Source organism: Pseudomonas sp. ES4 (assembly GCF_050586665.1).
Lineage (GTDB): Bacteria > Pseudomonadota > Gammaproteobacteria > Pseudomonadales > Pseudomonadaceae > Aquipseudomonas > Aquipseudomonas frederiksbergensis.
The window spans coordinates 33,982-59,398 of record NZ_JBOBDO010000016.1; the positions used below are offsets into that span (position 1 = coordinate 33,982).

The following is a 25,417-nucleotide window of genomic DNA, read 5'->3' on the forward strand; positions in this document are numbered from 1 at the left end:
TTGCCCATTCCCTTGTGGGAGCGAGCCTGCTCGCGATGACGGCGGCACGCTTGGGGACTGATGCACCGCTATCGCGAGCAGGCTCGCTCCTGCAGTGGATCGTGGTCACTCCAGTGGCATTACGGTGACGCGGACTTCCGGGTCATGATTACCCCCTCCCAGAATCACCCCGCGCAACGGCGATACATCGGAAAAATCCCGGCCCCAGGCCAAGGTGATGTGTTCCAGCGCTGGCTGCACGTTGTTGGTCGGGTCGAAATCCACCCACCCGAGCACCGGGCAAAACACTGAAACCCAGGCATGTGACGCATCGGCGCCGATCAGTCGCGGCTGGCCCGGTGGTGGCTGGGTCAGCAGGTAGCCACTGATGTACCGCGCCGCCAACCCACGGGAGCGTACGCAGGCGAGCATCAGGTGAGCGAAGTCCTGACAAACACCGCGCCGGCGCTCCAGCACTTCCACCAGCGGCGTCGCCACTTGGGTCGCCTCGGCATCGAAGGTGAACTCGCTGAAGATCTTCTCCATCAGCGCCTGAACACCCAACAGCAGCGGCCGACCCGGTGGAAAACAGCTTTCGGAAAACTCGACGAAGTTGCGTTTCAAATGCACGTAGGGCGATTCGAACCGGTAACGACACGCTTCCAGCAATTGGGGGGAAAGCGGCTGACTGCTGTAGGTCAACGCGTTGCGGGTTTCTTCCCACGCGGGGGATTGATTGAAAACCAGCGCGGGCCGGGCCAGCACTTCGACGGTGAGCCGGGCATTGACCAGCAATTCATCATGCGGCCGTTCGAACGCCAACCGGGTCAGCGGATTACCGAACACATCCAGTTCATCGCGGCGGCTCGTCGGGTCGGGACTGATCTGCAGTTGCTGCTCGGTGCAGCGCTGCCAGGCACACGCCCGTGGCCACAGGTGCGCAAGTTGCTGCGCCAGAGAGACCGGGCTGTCGTAGTGATAATGGGTGTCGTGGAGAATCTGGTAACGGGCGCTCATCAGACGGACACCGTGCGCTGGCTGACGTCATCGACGTGGGCGAAATGGCGCAACGCCAGACGATCCGACACTTGTCCGCTGGCGTCGGCGATCTCTTGTAACAGGTCGGCCAGCCCCTCGATGGCTGCCCGCACGCTGGCTTCGCCGAACAGCGAGTTCTCCAGGCATCCCAGATCGAACTGTGCCAGGCGTTCCACCAACTGCGGCAACCCCACTTCGCGAGGCACGCCGAAGTCGTCATTCAAGCGTTTCAAGGTACGAGTCACCAGTTTCAATTGAAACAGCACGGCATGAGGGTTCTGCTCGTCGAGCAGTAACAGGTCAAGCACCGGAATCAGTTGCGCCACCGCCAGATACCGCGAACGGTAGGTGATGCTGCTGTTGCCCAGCTCCAGCAGCCACTCCAGTCCGGCCTGATCGAAAGCACCGGAACCGCGCAGAAATGCCGCCAGGCTGGCGCTGAGAAATTGCAGCCGTTCGATCCGGCGGCCGATCATCAAGAAGCGCCAGCCTTCGTCCCGGGTCATATCGTCGAGGGCAAACCCGGATAACGCCGCCAGGGACATCACCAAACGGTTGAGGAAATCCAGCAATTCGCCGAAATCCGGCGCTTCGGCTTCCAGCTCCAGGGCCTCGCGCTGCAGCTCCACCAGCGCTTGCCAGTTTTCCCGTGAGAGCTTGCCGCGCACCTGCGAGGCCGCCCACTGCAAACGCTGCAGGTTGGAGCGCAGGCTGAACGACCAGTCATCGCCGAGCAATGCCGCCAGCAAACGCTCCGGCAACTCGCCTTCATCGGGCAACAACATCAACCGTTCGCCCAGATCGACTGCCGCCTCAAGGGCTTGAGGGTCGTCGCCATCGACATACCGCGCCAGCATGATTCGCAGCAGCCGCGCGCTGTCATCACAGCGTTCACAATAACGGCCGAACCAGAACAGGTTTTCCACCACCCGCGAAGGCAGATACGGATCCCGTCGCACCAAATCGTGTACGCCGATTGTGCGCTGGGTTTTCCATTGCTCACCGCTCGGCGGGCGATCGCCCAACACCCAGGTGTCCTTGCTCGCGCCACCGCGTTGCATCGACACCACTTCGGCGTCAGCCTCGGCGGCAACCCGGGTAAGGCCGCCGGGCAAAACCCGATAGCCCTCACGGCTGGCCACTGCGTACACGCGCATGCCAATGGCCCGAGGTTGCAGGTGACCGTCTTCAGCCTGCCAGATCGGCGCTTGAGAGAGCTGAGCCAATTCTTGCGCGACATAGGCGTAAGGCCGGGCCTGCATGCGCTCAGCCAGCTCCTGACGCTGTTTTTCACTCAAATCGCGGCCAAAAACCGGAGTAAAGCTCTGTGAGGGGAAAGCCGGTTTGATCAACAACTCCGGCAATTTTTCCAGGGCCTGGGCCAGCACCGGCGCTTCACCGCACCACCAGGTGGCGATGGAGGGCAGGATCAATTCTTCGCCGAACAGGAATTGATTGATCCTCGGCAGAAAGCCTAACAACCCCGGCGACTCCAGCACACCGCTGCCGAGGGCGTTGGCCACCAGCACCCGCCCTCGGCGTACCGCTTCCAGCAATCCCGGCACGCCAAGGGCCGAGTCAGTGCGCAGCTCCAGCGGATCGCAGAAGTCATCGTCGAGTCGCCGCATGATCGCGTGAACCCGGCGCAATCCGCTCAAGGTTTTCAGGTAGACCGTGGCATCCCGGACGGTCAGGTCGCCGCCCTCTACCAGCGGATAACCGAGCTGGCGCGCCAGATAGAGGTGCTCGAAATAGCTTTCGTTGAAACGTCCCGGCGTCAGCAGCACGATCAGCGGCGCGTCATTATCACTGGGCGCCTGACGGGCCAGGGTTTCCTGAAGCGTGCGAAAGAACCCGGCCAGGTGCTGCACTTTCAGATCGCGATACAGCTCGGGAAAGGCGCGGGACACGATCGTGCGGTTTTCCAGCGCATAACCGGCACCGGATGGCGCTTGCGTCCGATCCGCCGTGACCCACCAGCGACCGTCAGGCGTACGCGCCAGATCCACGGCGTACAGATGCAGAAAAGCCCCGTCGGGGGGCGTAATGCCCTGACAGGGCCAGAGGAAATTGTTGTGACCGAAGACCAGTTCAGCAGGCAGCAGACCCTCAGCGATCAGCCGTTGCGGGCCGTACAAATCTGCCAGCACAGCATTGAGCAAGCGTGCCCGCTGGGCGATCCCCGCCGATAACTGCTGCCATTCATCAGCCGCAATCACGTGCGGCAGCAGATCAAGTTCCCAAGGTCGATCCGCCCCCTTGGGATCGGCGTAGACGTTATAGGTCACGCCGTTTTCCTGGATCTGCCGAGTCAGCAGCGCCTGACGCTGCACCAATTGTGTTGGCGTGCTGCGCTGCAATTGATCGAACAACCGACGCCAATGCGGGCGTACCGCGCCGTTGTCGTCGAGCAGTTCGTGATAAGTGCCCGCCGTCAGCGGGTAGCGGTCAAGCAGGTCAGGCATGGAAAGCTCGGCAGACAGCTAGGAACGGTCAGACTAACGCAGGCTCATGACGCCCGGATATACGAAAAATCCGAGCGTCGCGTACGGTTTAGAAACGTCGTAAATCGAGAGTCATCGGTAGCTCGTCGTTAATTTCCATATTGGGTATAGGAAGTTTCCCCGGCGTATGTCCGATGCGGAAAAAACGCGCCATTCGACGGCTCTCCGCCTCATTGGCGTTCACTGGCAAGCTGTCGTAGTTGCGCCCGCCCGGATGGGCAACGTGGTACTGACAACCACCCAGCGAGCGCTGCATCCAGGTGTCGAGCAGGTCGAACACCAACGGCGCATGGACCGGGATAGTCGGTTGCAGGCAGTTGGCCGGTTGCCAGGCGCGAAAACGCACCCCGGCGACAAACTCGCCGACCCGCCCGGTGGGTTGCAATGGCACTGGAATGCCATTGCAGGTCAGCACGTAACGCTGTGGTGGCAGGCCCGTGAGCTTGACCTGCAAGCGTTCCAGCGACGAATCCACATAACGCACCGTGCCGCCGACCGCGCCCTCTTCGCCCAGCACATGCCAGGGCTCCAGCGCTTGACGTAATTCCAGTTCGATCCCGCTGACCGCGTAATCGCCGACCTTGGGAAAACGAAACTCAAGATGCGCCGCAAACCACTCGGCGCGCACCGGATAACCGGCGGCATTGAGGTCGACGATGACGTCGGCGAAATCCTGTTCGATAAAGTGTGGCAACAGGAATCGGTCGTGCAACTCCGTGCCCCAGCGCGCCAGCTTCGGTGGCGCATAAGGCTCGCGCCAGAATCGAGCCACCAGCGCCCGTAGCAACAACTGTTGTGCCAGGCTCATGCGCGCATGGGGCGGCATCTCAAAGGCGCGTAATTCGAGCAACCCCAGGCGTCCCGTCGCGCCATCCGGTGAATAAAGCTTGTCGATGCAGAACTCGGCGCGGTGTGTGTTGCCGGTCACGTCGATCAGCAGGTTGCGCAGCAGCCGATCCACCAGCCACGGCGCGCACTCCTCACCCGGCTCAGGCATTTGGGCAAAGGCGATTTCCAATTCATACAACGCATCATTGCGCGCTTCATCAACCCGTGGCGCCTGAGATGTCGGGCCGATGAATAATCCGGAAAAGAGGTAGGACAAGGACGGGTGGTTATGCCAGTAGCTGATCAGGCTGCGCAGCAGATCGGGGCGGCGTAGAAACGGTGAGTCAGCCGGTGTCGCGCCGCCCAGTACGAAATGGTTACCGCCGCCGGTGCCGGTGTGCCGGCCGTCGATCATGAATTTCTCGGTGGTCAGTCGGGTCTGGCGCGCTTCTTCGTACAGAAATTCGGTGCGCTCGACCAGTTCATCCCAGGTGGCGGACGGCTGCACGTTGACCTCGATCACACCCGGATCGGGGGTGATCCGGAAGTTGCTCAGGCGCGGGTCGCTCGGCGGCTCATAGCCTTCCAGCAACACCGGGCAATGCAATTCCTCGGCGGTGGCTTCGATGGCGCTGACCAGTTCCAGATAATCCTCGACCCGCTCCAGCGGCGGCATGAACAGGTACAACCGGCCTTCTCGCGCCTCCGCGCAGAACGCGGTGCGGGTCAGCCAATCGGCGGACTCGTCGATCTTTGGCGTGCGTTCTTCAGCCACCGCAGGCTCGCCCTGGCTCTGAAGTTGGGCAGTGTCGGGCAGCGCGGGGAAATCCTGATTCGGGTCCACAGGATGAATGAACGGGTATTCCGCCGCTTTCACCCATGGCTGCGAGCCGAGCGGCAAGCGATAGCCCAGCGGCGAATCCCCTGGCACCAGTCGGCAATGCTCGTCGCGCAGATACCAAGGGCCGCTTTGCCATTGATCGCCCTTGGCGGTGCGCGCCAGCGGCAGGACCTGGCCGATGACCTTGTCCAGGCCCTGGCTGAAGACTTTGCGCAGGCGCGCCCGCTCCAGCGGCTCTTCCAGACGCGAGTCTTCGGCGCTGACGTTCTGCGGCAAAGTGCCTTCGCGCCAGAGGTAATAGAAATTGTCTTCGTAGGCTGGAAACACAAAACGTGTCGGAATTTTCAGACGCTCAGCGACACTCGCCAGAAAACGCCCGGCCAACTCGCCATCGGCACCGTAGTCTTGCTGCTCATCGGCAATCAGCGCGCTGTTGCGCCAGATCGGTACGTTGTCGCGGCGCCAATAGCAGTTCAACGACCAGCGCGGCAATTGCTCGCCGGGGTACCACTTGCCCTGGCCGAAATGCACCAGACCATTGGGCGCGTAGTGCTTGCGCATGCGTTGGAACAATTCGGCGGACAGACGCCGCTTGTCTGGCCCCAGTGCCGCCGTGTTCCACTCGGCGCCGTCTGGATCGTCGATGGAAACAAACGTCGGTTCGCCGCCCATGGTCAGGCGTACGTCACCCTCCAACAGGTCGGCATCGATCTGCCGACCCAACGCCTGGATCGCCAGCCACTGGTCTTCGGTGTAGGGCTTTGTTACCCGTGGTGCTTCCCAAATCCGTTCCACCGACATTTCGTGGGTGAATTCGCACTCGCACGGTTCAACCAAGCCACTGATCGGTGCCGCAGAGCCCGGATCGGGACTACAGGCCAACGGAATGTGTCCTTCACCGGCAAACAGCCCAGAGGTCGCGTCCAGGCCGATCCAGCCGGCACCGGGCAAATAGACCTCACACCAGGCATGCAGGTCGGTGAAGTCCACGTCAGTGCCCGACGGGCCGTCGAGGCTTTTGACGTCGGCGGTCAGTTGAATCAGGTAACCGGAGACGAAACGCGCCGCCAGACCGAGGTTGCGCAACAGCTGCACCAGCAACCACGCGGAGTCGCGGCAGGAACCGGAGGCATGTTCCAGGGTGTGTTCGGGCGTTTGCACACCCGGCTCCATGCGGATCAGGTAGCCAATGTCTTCGCTCAGGCGCTGGTTGAGTGCGACCAGAAAATCCACACTGGGCAGCGGCGTGCGGTCGATGCCATCCAGATACGCCTTGAATTTCGGCGTCAGGGGCAAGGTTTCCAGATACGGCGCCAGCTCCTTGCGCTCATCCGCGGCGTAGGCGAAAGGGATCTTTTCCGCGTAGGGCTCAAGGAAGAAGTCGAACGGATTGAAGACTGCCATCTCCGCCAGCAGATCAACTTCAATGCGCAGCTCTTGGGTTTTCTCCGGGAACACCAACCGCGCCAGGTAATTGCCCTGGGGGTCCTGCTGCCAGTTAATGAAGTGCTGCTCGGGAGAGACTTTCAACGCATAGGACAATATCCGCGTGCGGCTGTGGGCAGCCGGGCGCAGGCGAACGATCTGCGGACCGAGTTCGACGGCGCGGTCGTATCGGTAATGCGTGACGTGATGCAATGCGACATGAATCGACACGGCGTGCCTCCTGCGAGCCTGGACGTTATCGAAAGCGGCGCAAGACTTATGCCAGAGCGGCGGTCATTGCGCTTTATCAACAGACCCGGTGCAGTACAGCACCAAAACGGCGCCGCAGCTGCGGTTATAGTGCGAGGGCTGCACATATTTGTGGCGCACGTGTGAGGCGCGGGTGCTGAATCTATCCAACTAACGGGCTTTGTGCTTTGCAATAAAAGCTTGGCGCAAGTGACGTACTTCAAGCAGCTTCTGGCGCATCTCGCGGTGACGTTTGCTGTTGAGCAGCAATAGCGCCAGCAGTGGGAACAGCAACGTCACAGCATAAACCAGGGGATGCACCTCATATGCAATGGTGGGCAATACCCCAAGAAAACAAAGGGCCAGGAGCACAACCAGAGGCCGCACCCATTGCGGGCGACCGCGCGCGACCATGAAATGGCAGTGCACGACAATGAGGGTCAGCGCGATCCCCCCGAAAAAAGAGTACTTGGCGTTGTCAGCCAACGGAAGGTTTCGAAAATAGCTTTCGAAAAACAAAGGCACCGCAAAGACCAGGGTAAAAATTGACGCGAATATTGCCCCCATGAAGACCGGGAAATACTTCGATAGAAAATGGCGAATGCTGGGCAGCTCATTCATTGCTCAGCCTCCTCGTACAGGCCTACGGCAATGGTGCGGACATTCCCCGAAATTGCACTGCCGGTAAAACCGATAGCGGCGCCCAAGGCGTCTTTTATCTGAGTGACCGTTGCATGCTTGACCTCGGTGGGTGTGAAACGCTTGGGCAATTCACCCGACAACTGCTTCAACTTGATCATCTTCGACGTCAAGCGCGGGTCGTTGATGCTCAATAGTTCTTTGGTCAATTTGGCACGTTCCTGTCGATTCAGCCCCCTGAGCACTTCCCTCACACTTTTCCCGGTCGTGGCCTTATTCAGCCTGACCAGTTTGAGTGTTGTCAGCGCGGATGCGCCTACCCCGACCAAGGACGCAGCATCCAGCGCAATCATGGTGTACTGGTACCACTCTTCGCTGTCGAGCTCATCGTTACGGGCAGGGTTGACGATCTCATTGCGGGTCCGATAGCCGCTGGCAAAACACTGCACTGAGCTGGCAGCCGCAGCGGTATAACCGAGCGCAGCGACCACCGTACTTGCCCCTGCCGAAAACGGAATAGCCACGGAACCACTGAGCACTACGATCCAGCCGATCACTGCACCCACGCACGATAAGCTGGTGTTGACTGCCTCACCCACCAGGCGCGATTCACGCGGATTGTCCCGCACCTGCTGGGCGAATTGAGCAGGCGCAATGTACTTCTGCGCCTCGCGCAAAATGATTCGCTTGGGCCTGATACTACAAATCGGCTTGAACTCGCGCAGGGTCACTACGTTGAATTCGGCATCGATGTACACCACGCCCGCGCCAACGATTCCGGGATCGGCGTCGATGGCGGCGAACAGGCGTGGCAGGTTGATCTGGCTTTCGATGCGTTGGCGGGCCATGAACTGGGAGGGGCTGTAGTCCATGCCGATACCCGGTAAGGGGTTGCTCATGTGAATCGTCCTTGAAGATCGCGGGTTAGATCTTTAATGCCTGCGCAGGCGATTTCCGGCTCTCACAGGGTTTGGCGTTGCACGGAAAATCGATTTTCCGGGCAGCCATTGAAGCGGGCGTCACCTTAGCAAACGGGCCGCTGCCTCGCTAGAAAGCAAAACGCCAGCACTCAGGCTGGCGTTTTGCGATATCGCGGGCAGATTAACGCGGCACGACTGGCTTGCGGGCCGGTTTGGGCCCCTTGCCTTTGGCCGCATCCTTGCGATCCTTGGCCGCCTGCTGGTTGCGGGCGAATGCCGCAGCCTTGGCCTGTTCACGCTTGTCCCACGGGTTGCCGCCATCGCTGGCGCGCGGTGGCAAGCCAGTGTGCTGGGTCAGGATCTTGGTGGTCTTCTCACCCGCAACTTTATGGCTGCCGGCCGGCGTCGAGTTCTTGCGACGGGCGCTCTGGTAGCTATCGGTCGCCGGTTGGTGCAGCGGGATCAACTGGTTCTTGCCCGGCCCGATCAGGTCGGCGCGGCCCATGCGGGTCAGCGCTTCACGCAGCATCGGCCAGCCTTTGGGGTCGTGATAACGCAAGAACGCCTTGTGCAGACGACGCTGCTCTTCGCTCTTGACGATGGTCACGGCGTCGCTCTTGTAAGTGACTTTGCGCAGCGGGTTCTTGCCCGAGTGGTACATCGCGGTGGCGGTGGCCATCGGTGACGGGTAGAACGCCTGCACCTGGTCGGCACGGAAGCCGTTGCCCTTGAGCCACAGGGCCAGGTTCATCATGTCTTCGTCGGTGGTACCCGGGTGAGCGGCGATGAAGTACGGAATCAGGTACTGCTCTTTCCCGGCTTCCTTGGAGTACTTCTCGAACATGCGCTTGAACTTGTCATAGCTGCCGATGCCCGGTTTCATCATCTGATTGAGCGGACCTTCCTCGGTGTGTTCCGGGGCGATCTTCAGGTAACCACCGACGTGGTGGGTCACCAGCTCTTTGACGTATTCCGGTGACTCGACTGCGAGGTCGTAGCGCAGACCGGAAGCGATCAGGATCTTCTTCACACCCGGCAAGGCACGGGCGCTGCGGTACAGCTGAATCAGCGACGAGTGATCGGTGTTCAGGTTCGGGCAAATGCCGGGGAACACGCACGAAGGCTTGCGGCACGCGGATTCGATTTCCGGCGTCTTGCAGGCGATGCGGTACATGTTCGCGGTCGGGCCGCCGAGGTCGGAAATGACGCCGGTGAAACCGGGGACCTTGTCGCGGATCTCTTCGATTTCGCGAATGATCGACTCTTCGGAACGGTTCTGGATGATCCGGCCCTCGTGCTCGGTGATCGAGCAGAAAGTGCAGCCACCGAAGCAGCCACGCATGATGTTCACCGAGAAGCGGATCATGTCGTAGGCAGGGATCTTTTCCTTGCCGTACGCCGGGTGCGGAATGCGCGCATAGGGCATGCCGAACACGTAGTCCATTTCTTCGGTGGTCATCGGAATCGGAGGCGGGTTGAACCAGACGTCGACTTCGCCGTGCTTCTGCACCAGCGCACGGGCGTTGCCCGGGTTGGTTTCCAGGTGAAGCACGCGGTTGGCGTGAGCATAAAGAACTGCGTCACCGCGGACTTTCTCAACCGACGGCAAACGAATCACGGTCTTGTCGCGAGTCATCTTGGGGCTGGCCAGAATCTGCACGACCTTGGCTTCGCTCGGATCTTCAACCGGACCTTTTTCCTGCTCGATGGCGCAGGCCTGGGTGTCCTGGGTGTTCACGTACGGGTTGATGATCTTGTCGATCTTGCCCGGACGGTCGATGCGCGTGGAATCGACTTCGTACCAGTCTTTCGGCGTGTCGCGACGAATGAACGCGGTACCGCGCACGTCGGTGATGTCTTCGATCTTGTGACCGTAGGACAGACGCTGGGCAACTTCGACGATCGCACGCTCGGCGTTGCCGTAGAGCAGGATGTCGGCGCAGGCGTCGATCAGGATCGAGTTGCGCACCCGGTCCTGCCAGTAATCGTAGTGGGCGATGCGGCGCAGGGAAGCTTCGATGCCACCGAGAACGATCGGCACGTTCTTGTAGGCTTCCTTGCAACGCTGGCTGTAAACCAGGCTCGCGCGATCCGGACGTTTGCCCGCCATGCCGCCAGGGGTATAGGCGTCATCGGAGCGGATTTTCTTGTCGGCGGTGTAGCGGTTGATCATCGAGTCCATGTTGCCGGCCGCGACACCGAAGAACAGGTTCGGCTCGCCGAGCTTCATGAAGTCGTCTTTGGACTGCCAGTCTGGCTGGGCAATGATCCCGACGCGGAAGCCTTGCGACTCCAGCAGCCGGCCAATGATTGCCATGCCGAACGACGGATGGTCAACGTACGCATCACCGGTGACGATGATGATGTCGCATGAATCCCAGCCAAGCTGATCCATCTCCTCCCTGCTCATCGGCAGGAATGGCGCTGGACCGAAACATTCGGCCCAGTACTTGGGATAGTCAAATAACGGCTTGGCTGTTTGCATGACGATGACCGGTGTTGAGATGAAAAATCGCGGGCGCGGAATATAGCACAAAAAATAACCAATTCCGACAACAGCGGTCGGCTTTTACCCTCAGGCCTGCCCCCCTGACCGATACAGCACATTTCGCTGGGCAAAGGTCACTACATAGAGATTCTTCAAGCAAAAAACCCGCGAGTAATCTGGCGCTTCAATTATCAGACTGGCTTATCCAGAGCCACGGAGCGCCCTTGAACGATTCGACTTTACACAATACGGCCCCCGCACCTACCCCTGCGGCCCTATCTGCTCACGCAAGTTTCATCCAGAGCAAGCTGCCTGGCTGGCTAGTCGAGGGATCCGCCGAACAACGCAAAACGTTTCGCGCTTGCCTGCTCAAAAGCAATGCCGCCAGGCAGGCGCTGGCCTCAGTCTTCGAGGATCTGAAAAACCCCGTGAACTTTGCCCGATCCTTGTTGAGTGAAAAGCTTACAGGGCACCTGGGATCGCTGGACGCTGAAAAATCCACATTGCTGCGCGAGTGGAAGAACTCCCATCTCCTGGGCCTGATCAAAACACATCATAAAACCACCGAACAAACGCTTGTAGACGCCGCTCTGCAGAACTTCGAACCTTCCGAAGCCCTGAGCGGTGGTTTTGAAGCGGGATCGGCCATCTATTTGTCCGGGTACGTCGAAAAGAAAAAAAGCGCTGTCAGCCCAGAAAACTTCGCCGGGGTTTGCCGCGAGCTGGACATTGGCATGCAGTACCAGAGACACATCAGCGAAATACTGGAACCTTCCGCGACTGCGGGAACAACCGTCACTCACTCGGCAAACCAGATAAAGGCCCTGATCAGGAACGACGATCAAAATACTTTTGAGGCGGCGATCCACATCGCCCTGATGAAGAAATCCATCAACAACGATCTTTACACGCTATTACTCGAACTGAAACACGCCGGCAGCCACAAGGACTTGATCTGCTCACAGCTGACACTGGACGGCATAGCCCTTCCGGGCATCCTGATACTTCGGGATAAATGGCCTCAGATCAAACACGTCCTTTACATTCCCGATGACCCCGATCACGCGATCAAACGATATGACTCATATAACGAGCTTCAAAAAGCCTTGGCAATCAAGCTGGACACACCCTCTTACCGCAAGTTCTTCAATCGCTTCATTCCGTTCGAGCGCCAGGGAACGCCGCTGACCACAGGCACTTTGTGGTCAGGCGAATCCCGCCTGAGTAATCCGTCTTTTGCCAAACCCTTAGTGCGTGTCGATATTGCCGGTGACATCTATGAAACGGCCTTCAAGCAACGCATTGCCCACCTGAAAGCTGATGCACGTGTGCTGGCGGTCCCCACGGCAGATGCCAACACCGCCGGCAGTTTGAAAAAACGTCAGGAGCTCGAGGCCGCAGGAGAGTCGCTGTTGGTTTTCGCCGCGTCCTTCATACCGGTCATCGGTGAAGTGATGCTGGCGGTAACAGCCTTGCAGTTACTCCACTCGGTCTATCACGGCGTCGCCGCCTGGAGTCGTGGCGATACCGATGAAGCGTTGAATGATCTGCTCGACGCCGCAGACGCCGCAGCCCTGGGCATCATCACGGCCGGCGCAATAAAAACCACCGGGATCGCCACTCACCTGGTGAAAATCAGGTTGAGCGACAATAGCGAACGACTCTGGCACCCCGATCTGACGCCCTACCGGAATACACTTCAACTTCCTGAAAACATCCATCCCAACGCTCAAGGCTTGTACAAACACAACGCAAAAACCTATGTAGCACTGGAAGACCATTTCTATGAAGTAAAGGTCGACATCGCCACCCAAAAGTGGGAGCTGCAACACCCTTCTGACCCAAACGGGTATGCACCACAGATGGTACAAAACGATGCCGCCGGATGGCGCCATCTACACGAGGACCCGCGCGCCTGGGATGGGTTGAAACTGATCAGGCGTCTTGGCCCTGTCGCACGCAATATCCGCCAAGAAGCCGTCGAGCCCATTCTGCTGGTCAGCGGACTAGACCGATTGGCTCTCATTGAACTTCATCTGAACACCCAACGTCCGCCGCCCCTGCTGACCGATGTGTTGAAGCGCTTTGATTTGAGGCAGGAAATAAATGATTTCAAGATAGAACGCAGCAAAGGCACTAAAACCGGCACTTACTCACCGTTCATCTTGATGCACCTGCTCACCACACTGAGCGGCTGGCCAACCACTCGATACCTGACCGTAGTCGACGGGACTGAAACGCTCTTTGCTTTTGGTGACTCCGCCAATGCAACACTGCCAGAACTTAGATTGACCTACGCCCAAATCAGAAACGGCGAACTGACAGACGCTGTTGTCGAGAAGTTGGAAGCTGAAGAGCTCAGTGAGCTGTTCAAAGGGCTGGCACCCTCCACTGCCTCTAACGCAGAGCGCCTGGCGCAGTGTCTCGAGATCAAACTTGCGGCAACAAAAGATCTGCTGTTTCCAAAAATTTATGCGCTGACCGATCAACCGGAAAACTCGATACAGGAACACATTCGCACCCAGTATCCAGCGCTGCCAAAAAGCTATCTGCAACAAATGACACTCAGCCTCAGCACACTGGAAAAACAACAAATCGTGCGGGAACGGCAGTTGCTGCCACTCATGGAAAAGGAAGCAGCCGAATATTCCAAGGAAGTTGAAACAGCACGTACTTATGAGGGGCTTTATCTTGATTCGGCTCGCCCTCTCGACACCGACAAACTCATCCTCACGAACCTCAAGCACTTGCCTGACTGGGCCGACTCGGTGCACATCGAAATGCGTGATGCAACCCTCAACGGCACATTGCTGAGCAGCGTCGGCAGTGACACAGCCGTTCATCGCAGGGTTCTGGTTCGAGTAGGCGCGCAGTACAGGGCTTACGATGCTGCGGGAAATTCGCTTAATGGATTGGCCGACCTCTATACCTCGATCAAAGCGGCCCTGCCTGAAGCCGAGCGCTTTGCCATCGCCAATCGCTGGACTGACCGTGTCAAAACCGCGCTCAACAACGTTATTGAGCATTTACACAAACAACCTTTGGCTATTCGGGAAGCTGATGCGTCATGGGCTACCGAGCCCGTAACCCCAGGCTTGCCTCTTGATACCTATTTTGCCCGGCAAGAAACACCGACGAACCTGTCGCTGCGCGCAGATGGCGTTTATGAACAGCGCCCCGGACAAGGTGGCACGCACACGTATTACGTGCAGGAAAACCGCCTGTACTATCAAGTGCAATACGCCAAACCGGGCTGGCAAGTCATCGATGCGCGCAGCCCCTATCGAGCGTACAAGCCTTATGTGCGGAAAAAGGTTGGGGGTGGTTGGGAGATCGATACCGATAGCGGATTACCGGGCGGCACCCCGGGCGTTGGCTCGTCAAGGCACCTCGATATTCCGGAGGAGGCGAGCGGCAGCTATCACAGCGCCACCGAATACATCATGCCTGTGCCATTCACTGCCGCCGAACGCGACCGAATGTCCAGCATCAGATCCTTTCAACAGGCCATCAACACACGCGGCAACTATGATCGCGCCAACAACGGCCGTTACCCCCTCAGGGACTTGAAAGGGCAACCGTTACGCATCAAAAAAATTCAGCAGCAGGCCAGATCGGCCGATGGCGGTACCCGCTACCAGGCCGCGGCAATCAAACCTTACATTCAATGGGAGGGCTTCGAAGACGTAGCCAACCTGTACGAAGAGAAACTGGCGCTACGTACATTCACCGCTGCCGACTGCAAGATGCCTGAGGAAAGGACCTTGATCGGACAAGACATGGTGAGCAACAAAAAGCCGCTGGTTAAAGGGGAGATTCTTGGGGTCTATGGGGGAGGATTGATACCCGGTTATGTCGGTGTCGCCAGAAAGGACCCGTTCCTCATCGATGTACTGCCCGGGAAGCTGTTCACCCACGCCCGACCTTCTACCGTTCTATTGTCTGGAGACAATGTGCTGTCCCGAATGAATACGCTCTTCGAGTATGAACAGGGCAAGCCGGCACGACAGGCAACAACGGGTTACAACGTCGAAGCCGTGCCGTTCGATGTGGTGGTTCAAGCCCAAGGCGCAGGCACGGAAAAATACTTGCTGTACGCCTTCTTTGCCACCGACGACATTCCCGTCGATAACGAGCTGCGTTGGAACTATGGCTACACCGAGCAAGCGATCAGAGCCCTGTTCGCCTGAAACACAGCTATCAACCGGACATCCTTGACGTTACTCGTCGTCGAAGTTGTAGCTACCCGGCGCCAGGTTTTCGAAGCGGGTGTACTTACCGATGAACGCCAGTCTTGACGTGCCGATCGGGCCGTTCCGCTGTTTGCCGATGATGATCTCGGCGATGCCTTTGTGCTCGGTTTCCGGGTGATACACCTCGTCCCGGTACACGAACATGATCACGTCGGCATCCTGCTCGATCGCTCCGGATTCCCGGAGGTCGGAGTTGATCGGGCGTTTGTTCGGTCGTTGCTCCAGGGAGCGGTTGAGCTGGGACAGCGCCACCACCGGGCAGTTGAATTCCTTGGCCAGGGCCTTCAAGGAACGGGAGATTTCAGAAATCTCGTTGGTTCGGTTGTCGCCGCCAGAACCCGGGATCTGCATCAATTGCAGGTAGTCGATCATGATCAGGGCGATGTCGCCGTGTTCACGCACCAGACGCCGGGTCCGTGCGCGCATTTCCGACGGGCTGATACCGGCCGTATCGTCAATGAACAGCTTGCGATCGTTGAGCAAGTTGACCGCCGATGTCAGGCGCGGCCAATCGTCGTCTTCCAGGCGACCGGCACGAACCTTGGTCTGGTCGATCCGGCCGAGGGACGACAACATACGCATGATCAGCGATTCGCCTGGCATCTCCAGCGAGTAGACCAATACGCATTTGTCACTGCGCAGCACGGCGTTTTCCACCAGGTTCATCGCAAAGGTGGTTTTACCCATGGATGGACGGCCGGCAACGATGATCAGGTCAGACGGTTGCAGGCCGCTGGTCATACCGTCGAGATCGGTATAACCGGTGGACAGGCCGGTAATCGCGTTGTCGGTGTTGAACAAGGTGTCGATGCGGTCGATGGCCTTGGTCAACAGGTCATTCACGCTCACCGGGCCGCCGGTTTTTGGCCGGGCCTCGGCGATCTGGAAAATCTGCCGTTCGGCTTCGTCGAGAATCTCTTCAGCCGAGCGGCCTTCCGGGTTGAAAGCGCTGTCGGCGATTTCTGTGGCGATGCCGATCAACTGTCGCAACGTTGCCCGTGCACGGACGATCTGGGCATAAGCCTTGATGTTGGCGACGGACGGCGTGTTTTTTGCCAGTTCGCCAAGGTATCCGAGACCACCGACTTGCGAGGTCTGACCTTCCTTGTCCAATTGCTCGGCAAGGGTCACGACATCGATCGGGGAGTTCTGGTCGGCGAGCTTGGCGATCGCGCGGAAGATCAGGCGGTGGTCATGTCGATAGAAATCACCGTCCGACACTTGATCGAGCACGCGTTCCCAGGCGTTGTTGTCCAGCATCAAACCACCGAGCACGGCCTGTTCGGCCTCGATGGAATGCGGCGGCACCTTCAGGGCAGCGGTTTGCAGATCGTATTGCTCAGGAGCGGAGATATCGTTCATGGCCACTTGAAATAGTTTTGTGAAAATCAGGAACTGCAGAAAGACAAAGGGCACGACCTGTAAACAGGATCGTGCCCGATGTTACCGGCAAGTACCCGAGGGTACCAGCCGACAAGTGCTGCTTAAGCTGCTACCACGACAACGCGTACGGTGGCTTCAACTTCGGCGTGCAGGTGCACGGCTACGTCGAATTCGCCTACGTTGCGGATAGTGCCGTTCGGCAGACGAACTTCGCTTTTTGCAACTTCAACGCCAGAGGCGGTCAGTGCATCAGCGATGTCGTGAGTACCGATCGAACCGAACAGCTTGCCTTCGTCGCCAGCGGTGGCAGTGATAGTCACTTCCAGCTCAGCCAGTTGGGCAGCGCGGCTTTCAGCCGAAGTTTTACGATCTGCTGCGGCTTTTTCCAGCTCAGCGCGACGCTCTTCGAACGCAGCCAGGTTGGCAGCGGTCGCAGCGGTAGCTTTGCCGTAAGGCAGCAGGTAGTTACGACCGTAGCCAGCCTTAACGTTCACTTTGTCACCCAGGTTGCCCAGGTTGGTGACTTTTTCCAGAAGGATCAGTTGCATGTGAAAATCCTCTTAACTTTTAACCTTCACCGTTCGCGCTATCGACGTCTTTCGGCGTCGAACGACCGCGAAAATCAATCAGGCTGTCGACGATGGCCAAGACCACCAGCAACGGATAGATCAGCTGCATGAACAGCAACAGCGTGACGTACAACCCCACCAGCCAGAACCTGGCCAGTCGCTTTTGCGCCACCAGCCCATGAATCAGGGCCAGCCCGGCGAACACCAGCGGTACACTGCACAACGGCGTCAACATGGCCATCTGCGGACCGATGTTCGGCCCCAGAAGCATGAACGCCAGCAGTAACATCGCCAGCCCCAGCGGGAATCGGATGGCGCGAAACTCGCGACCAAAACCACCCGGGTTGTACAACAACGCCTGCCAGTAGCGCCCGACAAGCAGGCTCAGCACACTGACGATTTGCAACAAAGCCGCAATCAGGCCGGTCAGGACCGGTGCGATCAGGGACGCAAATTGCGCTTGCTCGTCTACCGACAACTTCTGGTAGACATCACCGAGTAGCGACGGCATGACTTTTATCAAAGCCTGCGCCAGCATCTCGATTTGGGGAGCAAAAACTGTCCCCAGCACCACTGAAAACACCACTCCCATCGCTATGCTGACCAGCAGCACGCGGTTCCAGGACTCGCTTGCGCGCAAAACCAACGCAAGGCTCCAAGACCCCAGCAGCACCAGAAGTGCCCGTGGGTCATCGGAATAAAACCACCAGATCAACGCCGGCAGCAGTCCCAGAGCAAGAACGCCCAGGGCGTCCTTCAATCCGCGCCGCAGGAGCACAAGGCAACCCGCGGCAGCACCCAACCAATACAACAACGGCAACGTTGCGCATCCGGCCACTACCAGAGTGGCCTGCATACGGCCGCGCATGATGAACTCAGCTATGGCACGCATGCTTTCAATCCTTTGCTACGTGTCGACTGCCCGGTCTCAGCGGCCGTGGCTGTCGGTGTAGGCCAGCAGGGCCAGGAAGCGGGCGCGCTTGATAGCGGTGGCCAGCTGACGCTGATAACGTGCTTTGGTACCGGTGATGCGGCTTGGAACGATTTTGCCGGTCTCGGATACATAAGCTTTCAGAGTGTTGAGATCTTTGTAATCGATCTCTTTCACGTCTTCAGCGGTGAAGCGGCAGAATTTACGACGACGGAAGAAACGTGCCATGTAATAGGCTCCTCAAAAGGTCCGTGGATTACTCGTCAGCGTTATCGCTGTTGTCGCTGTCATCACTATCAGCGCTTTCAGCGCCTTCGTGCTCAGGACGGTCGCGACGCTCACGGCGCTCACTGCGGTTTTCTTCAGCCTTGAGCATCTCGGATTGGCCGGTAACGGCTTCTTCGCGACGGATGACCAGGTTACGGATCACTGCATCGTTGTAGCGGAAGTTGTCTTCCAGCTCGGCCAGGGCCTTGCCAGTGCACTCAACGTTCAGCATCACGTAGTGAGCCTTGTGAACATTGTTGATTGCGTAGGCCAGTTGACGACGGCCCCAATCTTCCAGACGGTGGATTTTGCCGCCGTCTTCTTCGATCAGCTTGGTGTAACGCTCTACCATGCCGCCGACTTGCTCGCTTTGATCCGGGTGGACCAAAAAGATGATTTCGTAATGACGCATGAATGCTCCTTACGGGTTGTAGCCTGCCGCTCAAAAGCGGTCAGACAAGGAGTGAATGACACTTATGGACTTGCTTGCGATAGACACATGCGTGCCTGCCGTCACAGCAAGGGGCGCAATTGTAGAGAAGGGACGGAAGAGGCGCAAGGCAATTGGTGATTATTTGAACAACCACGACTATTTGCCCAAAACACAAACCACTGTGGGAGCTAGCCTGCTAGCGATGAGGAAATAACATTCAATATTGATGTTGAATGTGACTCCGCCATCGCTAGCAGGCTAGCTCCCACAGGAGGGGTTTACCGCTGGATCAGGACTTCTTGGCCGTTCCGGCAGCCTTGACGCTGCGCTGGCGCCGGGCTTCGAACAGGCAGACGCCGGTCGCCACGGAAACGTTGAGACTGCTGACGCTACCCGCCATCGGCAGGTGCACCAGGTAGTCGCAAAGATCGCGGGTCAGGCGACGCATGCCGCTGCCTTCAGCCCCCATGATCAGGATGGTCGGGCCGGTCATGTCTTGCTGATACAGACTCTGCTCAGCTTCGCCCGCCGTACCGACGACCCACAAGCCGCGCTGCTTGAGCTTTTCCAGGGTGCGCGCCAGATTGGTCACCGCAACCAACGGAATCACTTCCGCCGCGCCGCAGGCCACTTTACGCACCGTCGGAGTCAACGTCGCCGACTTGTCCTTTGGAACGATCACCGCCAGTGCGCCCGCCGCATCGGCAGAACGCAGACAAGCGCCAAGGTTGTGCGGATCGGTCACGCCGTCGAGCACCAGCAACAGCGGTGCGCCTTCGGTGCGATCGAGCAGCTCGTCGAGCATCGCCTCGCCCCAGACCTGGCTCGGACTCACCTCTGCCACCACGCCCTGGTGCACGCCTTCAACCCAGGCATCCAGCTCACGGCGCTCGGCATTGCCGACGGCCACGCGATTTTCGCTCGCCAACTCGATCAGCGTTTGAACACGCGGATCACTGCGGCCTTCGGCCAGCCAGATCTGCTTGACGCGTTTTGGGTGGTGACGCAGCAACGCTTCTACAGCGTGCACGCCGTAGATCTTTTCCAACTGACTCATGACTTGGCCTTCGGTTTACGCGCCCCGCCGCTTTTGGCGGCTGGAGCAGAACCCGCTTTTGGCGGGCCTTTACGGTGTTTGCTCGGTTTGGCTGGCTTGCCGCCGGGAGCCTTGTCAGGCGCCGACCGTCCGGTCTTTCCCCCAGACGCCGCTTTACCGCCGCTTTTCGCTTCAGACAGCAACGCCTGCTTCAATTCGCGGCTTTTGCGCAGCTCGGCATTTTTCGCCGCGGCATCGCTTGGGCGATAGGCTTCGACAGCCTTTTCCTTGGCAGGACGACGACCGGTTTTCGCCGGGGCCGGTTCTGCAGCCGTTTTGGCAGCCGGTGCAGCCGTTTCAGTCCCGCGCTTCTTGCGACCGATCGGCGCACTGATGGTCTTTTCAGCCATCTCGAAGTCGATCTTGCGTTCGTCGAGATCGACGCGCATGACCCGCACTTCAACGGTATCGCCAAGACGGAAGCTGCGACCGGTACGCTCACCGGCCAGGCGATGGTGCACAGGATCGAAGTGGTAGTAATCGCCCGGCAGCGCGGTGACGTGCACCAGGCCTTCGACGTAGATATCAGTCAACTCGACGAACAGGCCAAAACCGGTCACGGCAGTGATCACACCCGGGAACGACTCGCCCACACGGTCTTTCATAAACTCGCACTTGAGCCAGTTCACGACGTCGCGGGTCGCTTCGTCGGCACGGCGCTCGCTCATCGAGCACTGCTCGCCGAGCTGCTCCAGGATCGCTTCGTCGTACGGGTAGATGCGCGCTTTCGGAATGGTCATCGCGCCAGCACGGCGAACGTGCGGGGTGTCCATTTTCGAATGGATGACGCTGCGAATCGCCCGGTGCGTGAGCAAGTCCGGGTAGCGACGGATCGGCGAGGTGAAGTGGGTATAGGCTTCGTAATTCAGGCCGAAGTGGCCCTGGTTATCGGCGCTGTACACCGCCTGGCTCAACGAACGCAGCATGACAGTCTGGATCAGATGGAAATCCGGACGGTCCTTGATGCTCGCCAGCAATGCCTGGTAGTCCTTCGGCGACGGGCCGTCCTTGCCTTTGTGCAGGGACAGGCCGAGCTCGCCAAGGAAGGCGCGCAGCTTTTCCAGACGCTCCGGTGGCGGGCCATCGTGGACGCGGTACAGCGCAGGAATTTCGTGCTTTTTCAGGAATTCGGCGGTGGCCACGTTGGCCGCCAGCATGCATTCCTCGATCAGCTTGTGCGCATCGTTACGAACGGTCGGACGGATTTCGGCAATCTTGCGCTCGGTCCCGAAGATGATCCGGGTTTCCTGCGTTTCGAAATCGATCGCGCCACGCACGTGACGAGCGGCCAGCAGCACTTTGTACAGTGCGTAAAGCTGCTTGAGGTGCGGCAGAACGTCGTTGTACTCGCCACGGAGCTCACGCGCCTCGGTGAGTTTCGGCGTTTCCAGCATCGCGCTGACTTTGTTGTAGGTCAGGCGAGCGTGGGAGTGAATCACCGCTTCGTAGAAGCAGTAGTCGGTCATCTCACCGGATTTGGAGATGGTCATCTCGCAAACCATGGCCAGGCGATCGACGTGCGGGTTCAGCGAGCACAGGCCGTTGGACAGCTGCTCAGGCAGCATCGGCACGACGCGCTCGGGGAAGTACACCGAGTTGCCACGAACCTGGGACTCGTTGTCCAGCGCCGAACCGATTTTCACGTAGCTGGAAACGTCGGCGATCGCCACGTACAACTTCCAGCCGCCGGAGAACAGGCGCAGCTTGCCCGGCTTGGCTTCGCAATAGACCGCATCATCGAAGTCACGCGCATCTTCGCCGTCAATGGTCACGAACGGCAGATGGCGCAGGTCGATGCGCTTCTCTTTGTCTTTCTCTTCGACTTCCGGCTTGAGCTTGGCGGCTTCTTTCAGCACAGCCTCAGGCCAGACGTGGGGAATATCGTACGTGCGCAGGGCAACGTCGATTTCCATGCCCGGCGCCATGTAGTTACCCACGACTTCGACCACGTCGCCTTGCGGCTGGAAGCGTGGCGTCGGCCAGTGAGTGATCTTCACTTCGACGAACTGACCGATCTGGGCGTTGGCGTTACGGCCTGGAGTCACCAGCACTTCCTGCTGGATCTTCGGATTGTCCGCAACGACGAAGCCAATACCGCCCTCTTCGAAGTAACGGCCAACGATGGTCTCGTGGGCACGGGACACCACTTCGACGATCATGCCTTCGCGGCGACCGCGACGGTCGAGGCCGGAAACACGGGCAAGGGCACGATCGCCATCGAACACCAGACGCATTTGCGCCGGGCTCATGAACAGGTCGTCACTGCCGTCGTCCGGGACCAGGAAGCCGAAACCGTCACGGTGACCGCTGATGCGGCCCAGGATCAGGTCGAGCTTGTCCACCGGCGCATAGGTGCCGCGACGGGTATAGATGAGTTGAGCGTCGCGCTCCATGGCGCGCAGGCGGCGGCGCAGGGCTTCGATCTGGTCTTCTGTGGTCAGACCAAACTCTTCAACCAACTGCTCGCGGTTAGCAGGCGAACCCCGATCAGCAAGATGCTGAAGGATCAGTTCGCGGCTAGGGATAGGGTTATCATATTTTTCCGCTTCACGAGCGGCCTCGGGATCGAGGGACTGCCAATCGGCCATTAGAGAGTTTTCACCTTGTCTATATGCGGGTTAGTTTGGCATAGGCGTAATGAAACGGGAAATTTCAGGCTGTGACAGCCCATCTAAAGCCCTATATCGACACCGAGAAGCTGAATTAAATGCCACTGGTAAAATTTTCCAGGTTTTTTCGACCTCAGGGGTTTACAGTTAAAAAGACGCTCCGTATAGTGCGCGCCATCGACGACGCAGACGCATTGCCGATAATGCCCAGATGGTGAAATTGGTAGACACGCCAGCTTCAGGTGCTGGTGACCGCAAGGTCGTGGAAGTTCGAGTCTTCTTCTGGGCACCAATTTCGAGCTTGAGATTAGATCAATTTCAAGGCTCATACAAAAACCCGCGAAAGCGGGTTTTTTGCATTCCAGGCCCCTGGATTATTAAAACTAAATCAGGGGTTTACAGATCAAAAAGCTCTCCGTATAGTGCGCCACATCAACAGCGGCGACGCTGAAGATAATGCCCAGATGGTGAAATTGGTAGACACGCCAGCTTCAGGTGCTGGTGACCGCAAGGTCGTGGAAGTTCGAGTCTTCTTCTGGGCACCAATTCAAATTTCAGAGTCGATCTGAAATTTCACAAAAACCCGCGAAAGCGGGTTTTTGCGTTTCTGGCTTTCGAAAAACCAGAGGCCGCACGTACGCTGGGCGCGGCGTTTGCGCTGGTGTTTCTGGAGCGATGAGGGAACTGACGGCGACGCTGCTGCTGAATCCAACCGGGCTCAATACGCTGGCGACGGAAGTCTGGGCACATACCGCGAATGTGGAGTTTGCGGCGGCTGCGCCTTATGCGGCGTTGTTGATTTTGGTGTCGGGTTTGCCGGTTTATCTACTTAAACTACCCGGGTGTATTTGAGCCGCTGAGATTGCCATCGCGAGCAGGCTCGCCCCCACAGGGAAATGCATTCCCATGCGGGAGCGAGCCTGCTCGTGAAGAGGCCAGCCCAATCAATACACATTTAAGCCCTGAACTGCCCCAGGCTGGCCTTCAATTGCGCCGCCAACCCATCCAGCACCTTGCCGCTGGCCGTGGTTTCCACCACTGCCTGAGCCGCTTTCTCAGCCTGTGCATGAATGGTCTCAACCCGACCGCGTACCGCTTGCGCGCCTTGCGCCTGATGCGCCGCTGCCTGCGTTGCCAGACCAATCGCCGCATGAACCTGCTCGACTGACGCCTGCACCGATTGCTGCAACCGCGCACTGTCACGCAGCACCAGCAAACCTTCGCTGGCCTGACGCCCGGCCTGACCGATCGCTGCCACCGCTTCACGCGCACCTTGTTGCAAGGCAACGATGTGCGCCTGAATGTCGCCAGTGGAGCTCTGCGTCTTGCTCGCCAGCGCTCGCACCTCGTCAGCGACCACGGCAAACCCGCGACCAGTCTCGCCCGCACGCGCCGCTTCGATGGCGGCGTTCAGCGCCAGCAGGTTGGTTTGCTCGGCGATCCCGTGAATCACCGTCAACACCACTTCAATCTGCTCACTCTGCTGTGCCAGCCGCTCGATGACTTTCGCCCCGGTGTCGACCTGCCCGGCCAACGCCTCGATCAGGCCGCCGACTTTCGCCGAGGTCCGCGTGTTTTCATCTGTCGCCGAACGAATATCCACCACTTGCTGCAAGGCCGCCTGCATGGCATGACTTTCAGACTGTGCTTCGTCAGCCATTTGCGATAGCGCACGCAGGCTCTCGGCCACTTCATCGCGTTGCATGCCTGCCGCTTTGTCGGCCCCGGCATTGCGCAAGGTCATCGCGCCGATTTCCACACCGGTACGCTGAGCCACATCGCCCGCTTCGCGCACGATCGGCTGCAACTTATCCACAAAGCGATTGACCGCCGAGGCCATGTCGCCGATCTCATCCTTACTGTTGATCTGCACGCGCTTGGTCAGGTCGCCCTCGCCCGCCGCCAGGTCATCCATGGCCGCAATCAGCAGCTTCAGACGATTGACCACGCGACGACCCAGCACCACGGCCAGCAACAGCAATACGCCGAAGCCCACCACCGCCAGGCCCATGCCGATGCGCCAGCGCAAAGTGCCCGCGGCTTCCTGCACGGTGCTGGTGGTGTTGGCCTGCATCTCTGAAGCCGTTGCCTGCGCCGACTTCAGGCGCGCGCCCATCGCTGCCGCACTATCAGCCGCCGCGCCTTTGAGGCTGTCGCCCACCAATTGATCACTGCTGGCGATCAGCGCCGAGAAGCGCTTGTCGAGGGCTGCCAGATCGACTTCCACGGAAGCAGTCGAGACGCCCATCAAGACCTTGCCGATTTCCACGCCATTGGGGCTGATGGAGGCTTCGAGGTAGTAGACCGACGGATCGTTCTTCGCCGCATCCAACACTTTGTCCAATGCGCGCTCGCCCTGGCCTTTCTCCAGCAGCGCTTTGTTGATCGGGTTCTCGCGGTTCAGATAGCGCGTCAGGTGCTGGCCGGTAGCGTCGTCGTAGATTACGAACAGCACGTTGGGATTGCGCTGGGCCCGGCGGGCGAATTCGGACAGGGTTGGAACGTCGCTGTCCCACATGGCCCGAGGTGCGACCGAAGCCAGAAGCTGCGCCATATCGTTGGCGGAGTCCTTCAGATCCTTCTCCAGCGTCGCACGCAGCTGTGCTTGTTCGTCCTTCAATCGCGAGGACAAACCCACCGCAAGACGCTGACGCGTGCTCGTAGAAAGGCTATCGAGGCTCGACGTGACTTCACGCCCTGCCTGCTCAAGTTCCCCGGAAAGTTTTTGACTGTCGGCACCCAGGCGCACACCCAGATCGGCTTCGAGCGCGGTCACTGTGCTCCGGGTCAGAGCGACAGCTACAAGCACTTGCACCAAAAGGGCGATACCCAGGGTAACGAACACAGGCCGCAATAGACGGCTTTGTAACAGTGAGAGAATGGCTGACACTTAAAATCCCTCTGCTTGGCGCCATTAAATTGATGGCGCACTGGAAGCGATGCTTTTAATCAACATCACAGCAAA

Annotated in this window: 15 protein-coding genes, 2 tRNA genes and 1 pseudogene; 4 read left to right on the forward strand and 14 right to left on the reverse strand. The window is 58.9% G+C overall.

Annotated features, from left to right (window positions below; genetic code table 11):
* Positions 1 to 105: 105 nt before the first annotated feature.
* From ACQ4OB_RS18000 to ACQ4OB_RS18025, 6 genes are all read right to left on the reverse strand, one after another.
* Positions 106 to 996: a transglutaminase family protein gene (locus ACQ4OB_RS18000; RefSeq protein WP_074873245.1), complete on the reverse strand. Its 891-nt coding sequence runs from the start codon at positions 994 to 996 to the stop codon at positions 106 to 108.
* On the reverse strand, positions 996 to 3,482 hold the full coding sequence (locus ACQ4OB_RS18005; RefSeq protein WP_430956154.1) for a circularly permuted type 2 ATP-grasp protein: 2,487 nt from the start codon (positions 3,480 to 3,482) through the stop codon (positions 996 to 998). Before ACQ4OB_RS18005 ends, ACQ4OB_RS18000 begins: the two co-directional genes overlap by 1 nt.
* A gap of 88 nt (positions 3,483 to 3,570) precedes the next feature.
* Entirely contained in the window at positions 3,571 to 6,846 is a 3,276-nt protein-coding gene (locus ACQ4OB_RS18010; protein WP_430956155.1) for a DUF2126 domain-containing protein, read from the reverse strand.
* 189 nt (positions 6,847 to 7,035) lie between these two features.
* Positions 7,036 to 7,485 (reverse strand): hypothetical protein, encoded by a 450-nt coding sequence (locus ACQ4OB_RS18015; protein ID WP_074873235.1) that lies wholly within the window; start codon positions 7,483 to 7,485, stop codon positions 7,036 to 7,038.
* Positions 7,482 to 8,402, reverse strand: a complete 921-nt coding sequence (locus tag ACQ4OB_RS18020) for an NAD synthetase (protein ID WP_076028853.1) — start codon at positions 8,400 to 8,402, stop codon at positions 7,482 to 7,484. The genes ACQ4OB_RS18015 and ACQ4OB_RS18020 overlap by 4 nt, the downstream gene beginning before the upstream one ends.
* 202 nt (positions 8,403 to 8,604) lie before the next feature.
* Positions 8,605 to 10,908 (reverse strand): YgiQ family radical SAM protein, encoded by a 2,304-nt coding sequence (locus tag ACQ4OB_RS18025; protein WP_223431773.1) that lies wholly within the window; start codon positions 10,906 to 10,908, stop codon positions 8,605 to 8,607.
* A gap of 227 nt (positions 10,909 to 11,135) precedes the next feature.
* On the opposite strand from ACQ4OB_RS18025, the gene ACQ4OB_RS18030 reads away from it, so the two are divergent.
* Positions 11,136 to 15,101 carry a dermonecrotic toxin domain-containing protein gene (locus ACQ4OB_RS18030; RefSeq protein WP_430956156.1) on the forward strand — a complete coding sequence of 1,322 codons (3,966 nt, stop codon included), beginning with the start codon at positions 11,136 to 11,138 and terminating at the stop codon, positions 15,099 to 15,101.
* A gap of 30 nt (positions 15,102 to 15,131) precedes the next feature.
* Here ACQ4OB_RS18030 and dnaB read toward each other — a convergent pair whose 3' ends face one another.
* The 7 genes from dnaB to rnr all read right to left on the reverse strand — a co-directional run bounded on the left by dnaB (position 15,132) and on the right by rnr (position 22,431).
* Positions 15,132 to 16,526 (reverse strand): replicative DNA helicase, encoded by a 1,395-nt coding sequence (dnaB, locus tag ACQ4OB_RS18035; RefSeq protein WP_033055553.1) that lies wholly within the window; start codon positions 16,524 to 16,526, stop codon positions 15,132 to 15,134.
* A 122-nt stretch (positions 16,527 to 16,648) separates the two neighbouring features.
* Positions 16,649 to 17,095, reverse strand: coding sequence for a 50S ribosomal protein L9 (gene rplI, locus ACQ4OB_RS18040; protein WP_003197251.1), 447 nt, complete (start codon positions 17,093 to 17,095; stop codon positions 16,649 to 16,651).
* Between the two features lie 19 nt (positions 17,096 to 17,114).
* Positions 17,115 to 18,008 carry a hypothetical protein gene (locus ACQ4OB_RS18045; protein ID WP_074873225.1) on the reverse strand — a complete coding sequence of 298 codons (894 nt, stop codon included), beginning with the start codon at positions 18,006 to 18,008 and terminating at the stop codon, positions 17,115 to 17,117.
* Positions 18,009 to 18,044: 36 nt separating this feature from the next.
* The gene (gene rpsR, locus ACQ4OB_RS18050; protein ID WP_002551829.1) at positions 18,045 to 18,275 is read right to left on the reverse strand and encodes a 30S ribosomal protein S18; all 231 of its coding nucleotides are present in this window, start codon (positions 18,273 to 18,275) and stop codon (positions 18,045 to 18,047) included.
* Between the two features lie 28 nt (positions 18,276 to 18,303).
* Positions 18,304 to 18,726, reverse strand: coding sequence for a 30S ribosomal protein S6 (gene rpsF / locus ACQ4OB_RS18055; protein ID WP_003217491.1), 423 nt, complete (start codon positions 18,724 to 18,726; stop codon positions 18,304 to 18,306).
* A 310-nt stretch (positions 18,727 to 19,036) separates the two neighbouring features.
* Positions 19,037 to 19,804 carry a 23S rRNA (guanosine(2251)-2'-O)-methyltransferase RlmB gene (gene rlmB / locus ACQ4OB_RS18060; protein ID WP_074873222.1) on the reverse strand — a complete coding sequence of 256 codons (768 nt, stop codon included), beginning with the start codon at positions 19,802 to 19,804 and terminating at the stop codon, positions 19,037 to 19,039.
* On the reverse strand, positions 19,801 to 22,431 hold the full coding sequence (gene rnr / locus ACQ4OB_RS18065; protein WP_074873219.1) for a ribonuclease R: 2,631 nt from the start codon (positions 22,429 to 22,431) through the stop codon (positions 19,801 to 19,803). Before rnr ends, rlmB begins: the two co-directional genes overlap by 4 nt.
* Positions 22,432 to 22,657: 226 nt before the next feature.
* On the opposite strand from rnr, the gene ACQ4OB_RS18070 reads away from it, so the two are divergent.
* The 3 genes and pseudogenes from ACQ4OB_RS18070 to ACQ4OB_RS18080 form a co-directional block, all read left to right on the forward strand.
* Positions 22,658 to 22,744: transfer RNA gene (locus ACQ4OB_RS18070), tRNA-Leu, on the forward strand.
* A gap of 166 nt (positions 22,745 to 22,910) precedes the next feature.
* A tRNA-Leu gene (locus tag ACQ4OB_RS18075) sits at positions 22,911 to 22,997 on the forward strand.
* A gap of 92 nt (positions 22,998 to 23,089) precedes the next feature.
* Positions 23,090 to 23,312 (forward strand): annotated as a pseudogene (locus ACQ4OB_RS18080) (iron ABC transporter permease); the annotation flags it as partial.
* A gap of 95 nt (positions 23,313 to 23,407) precedes the next feature.
* Here ACQ4OB_RS18080 and ACQ4OB_RS18085 read toward each other — a convergent pair.
* Positions 23,408 to 25,342, reverse strand: coding sequence for a methyl-accepting chemotaxis protein (locus ACQ4OB_RS18085; protein ID WP_074873216.1), 1,935 nt, complete (start codon positions 25,340 to 25,342; stop codon positions 23,408 to 23,410).
* Positions 25,343 to 25,417: the final 75 nt, after the last annotated feature.

Coding starts and splice junctions, on each gene's coding strand:
- ACQ4OB_RS18000 (WP_074873245.1), bottom strand. CDS start 996: ATGAGCGCCCGTTACCAGATTCTCCACGACACCCATTATCACTACGAC.
- ACQ4OB_RS18005 (WP_430956154.1), bottom strand. CDS start 3,482: ATGCCTGACCTGCTTGACCGCTACCCGCTGACGGCGGGCACTTATCAC.
- ACQ4OB_RS18015 (WP_074873235.1), bottom strand. CDS start 7,485: ATGAATGAGCTGCCCAGCATTCGCCATTTTCTATCGAAGTATTTCCCG.
- ACQ4OB_RS18020 (WP_076028853.1), bottom strand. CDS start 8,402: ATGAGCAACCCCTTACCGGGTATCGGCATGGACTACAGCCCCTCCCAG.
- ACQ4OB_RS18025 (WP_223431773.1), bottom strand. CDS start 10,908: ATGCAAACAGCCAAGCCGTTATTTGACTATCCCAAGTACTGGGCCGAA.
- dnaB (WP_033055553.1), bottom strand. CDS start 16,526: ATGAACGATATCTCCGCTCCTGAGCAATACGATCTGCAAACCGCTGCC.
- rplI (WP_003197251.1), bottom strand. CDS start 17,095: ATGCAACTGATCCTTCTGGAAAAAGTCACCAACCTGGGCAACCTGGGT.
- ACQ4OB_RS18045 (WP_074873225.1), bottom strand. CDS start 18,008: ATGCGTGCCATAGCTGAGTTCATCATGCGCGGCCGTATGCAGGCCACT.
- rpsR (WP_002551829.1), bottom strand. CDS start 18,275: ATGGCACGTTTCTTCCGTCGTCGTAAATTCTGCCGCTTCACCGCTGAA.
- rpsF (WP_003217491.1), bottom strand. CDS start 18,726: ATGCGTCATTACGAAATCATCTTTTTGGTCCACCCGGATCAAAGCGAG.
- rlmB (WP_074873222.1), bottom strand. CDS start 19,804: ATGAGTCAGTTGGAAAAGATCTACGGCGTGCACGCTGTAGAAGCGTTG.
- rnr (WP_074873219.1), bottom strand. CDS start 22,431: ATGGCCGATTGGCAGTCCCTCGATCCCGAGGCCGCTCGTGAAGCGGAA.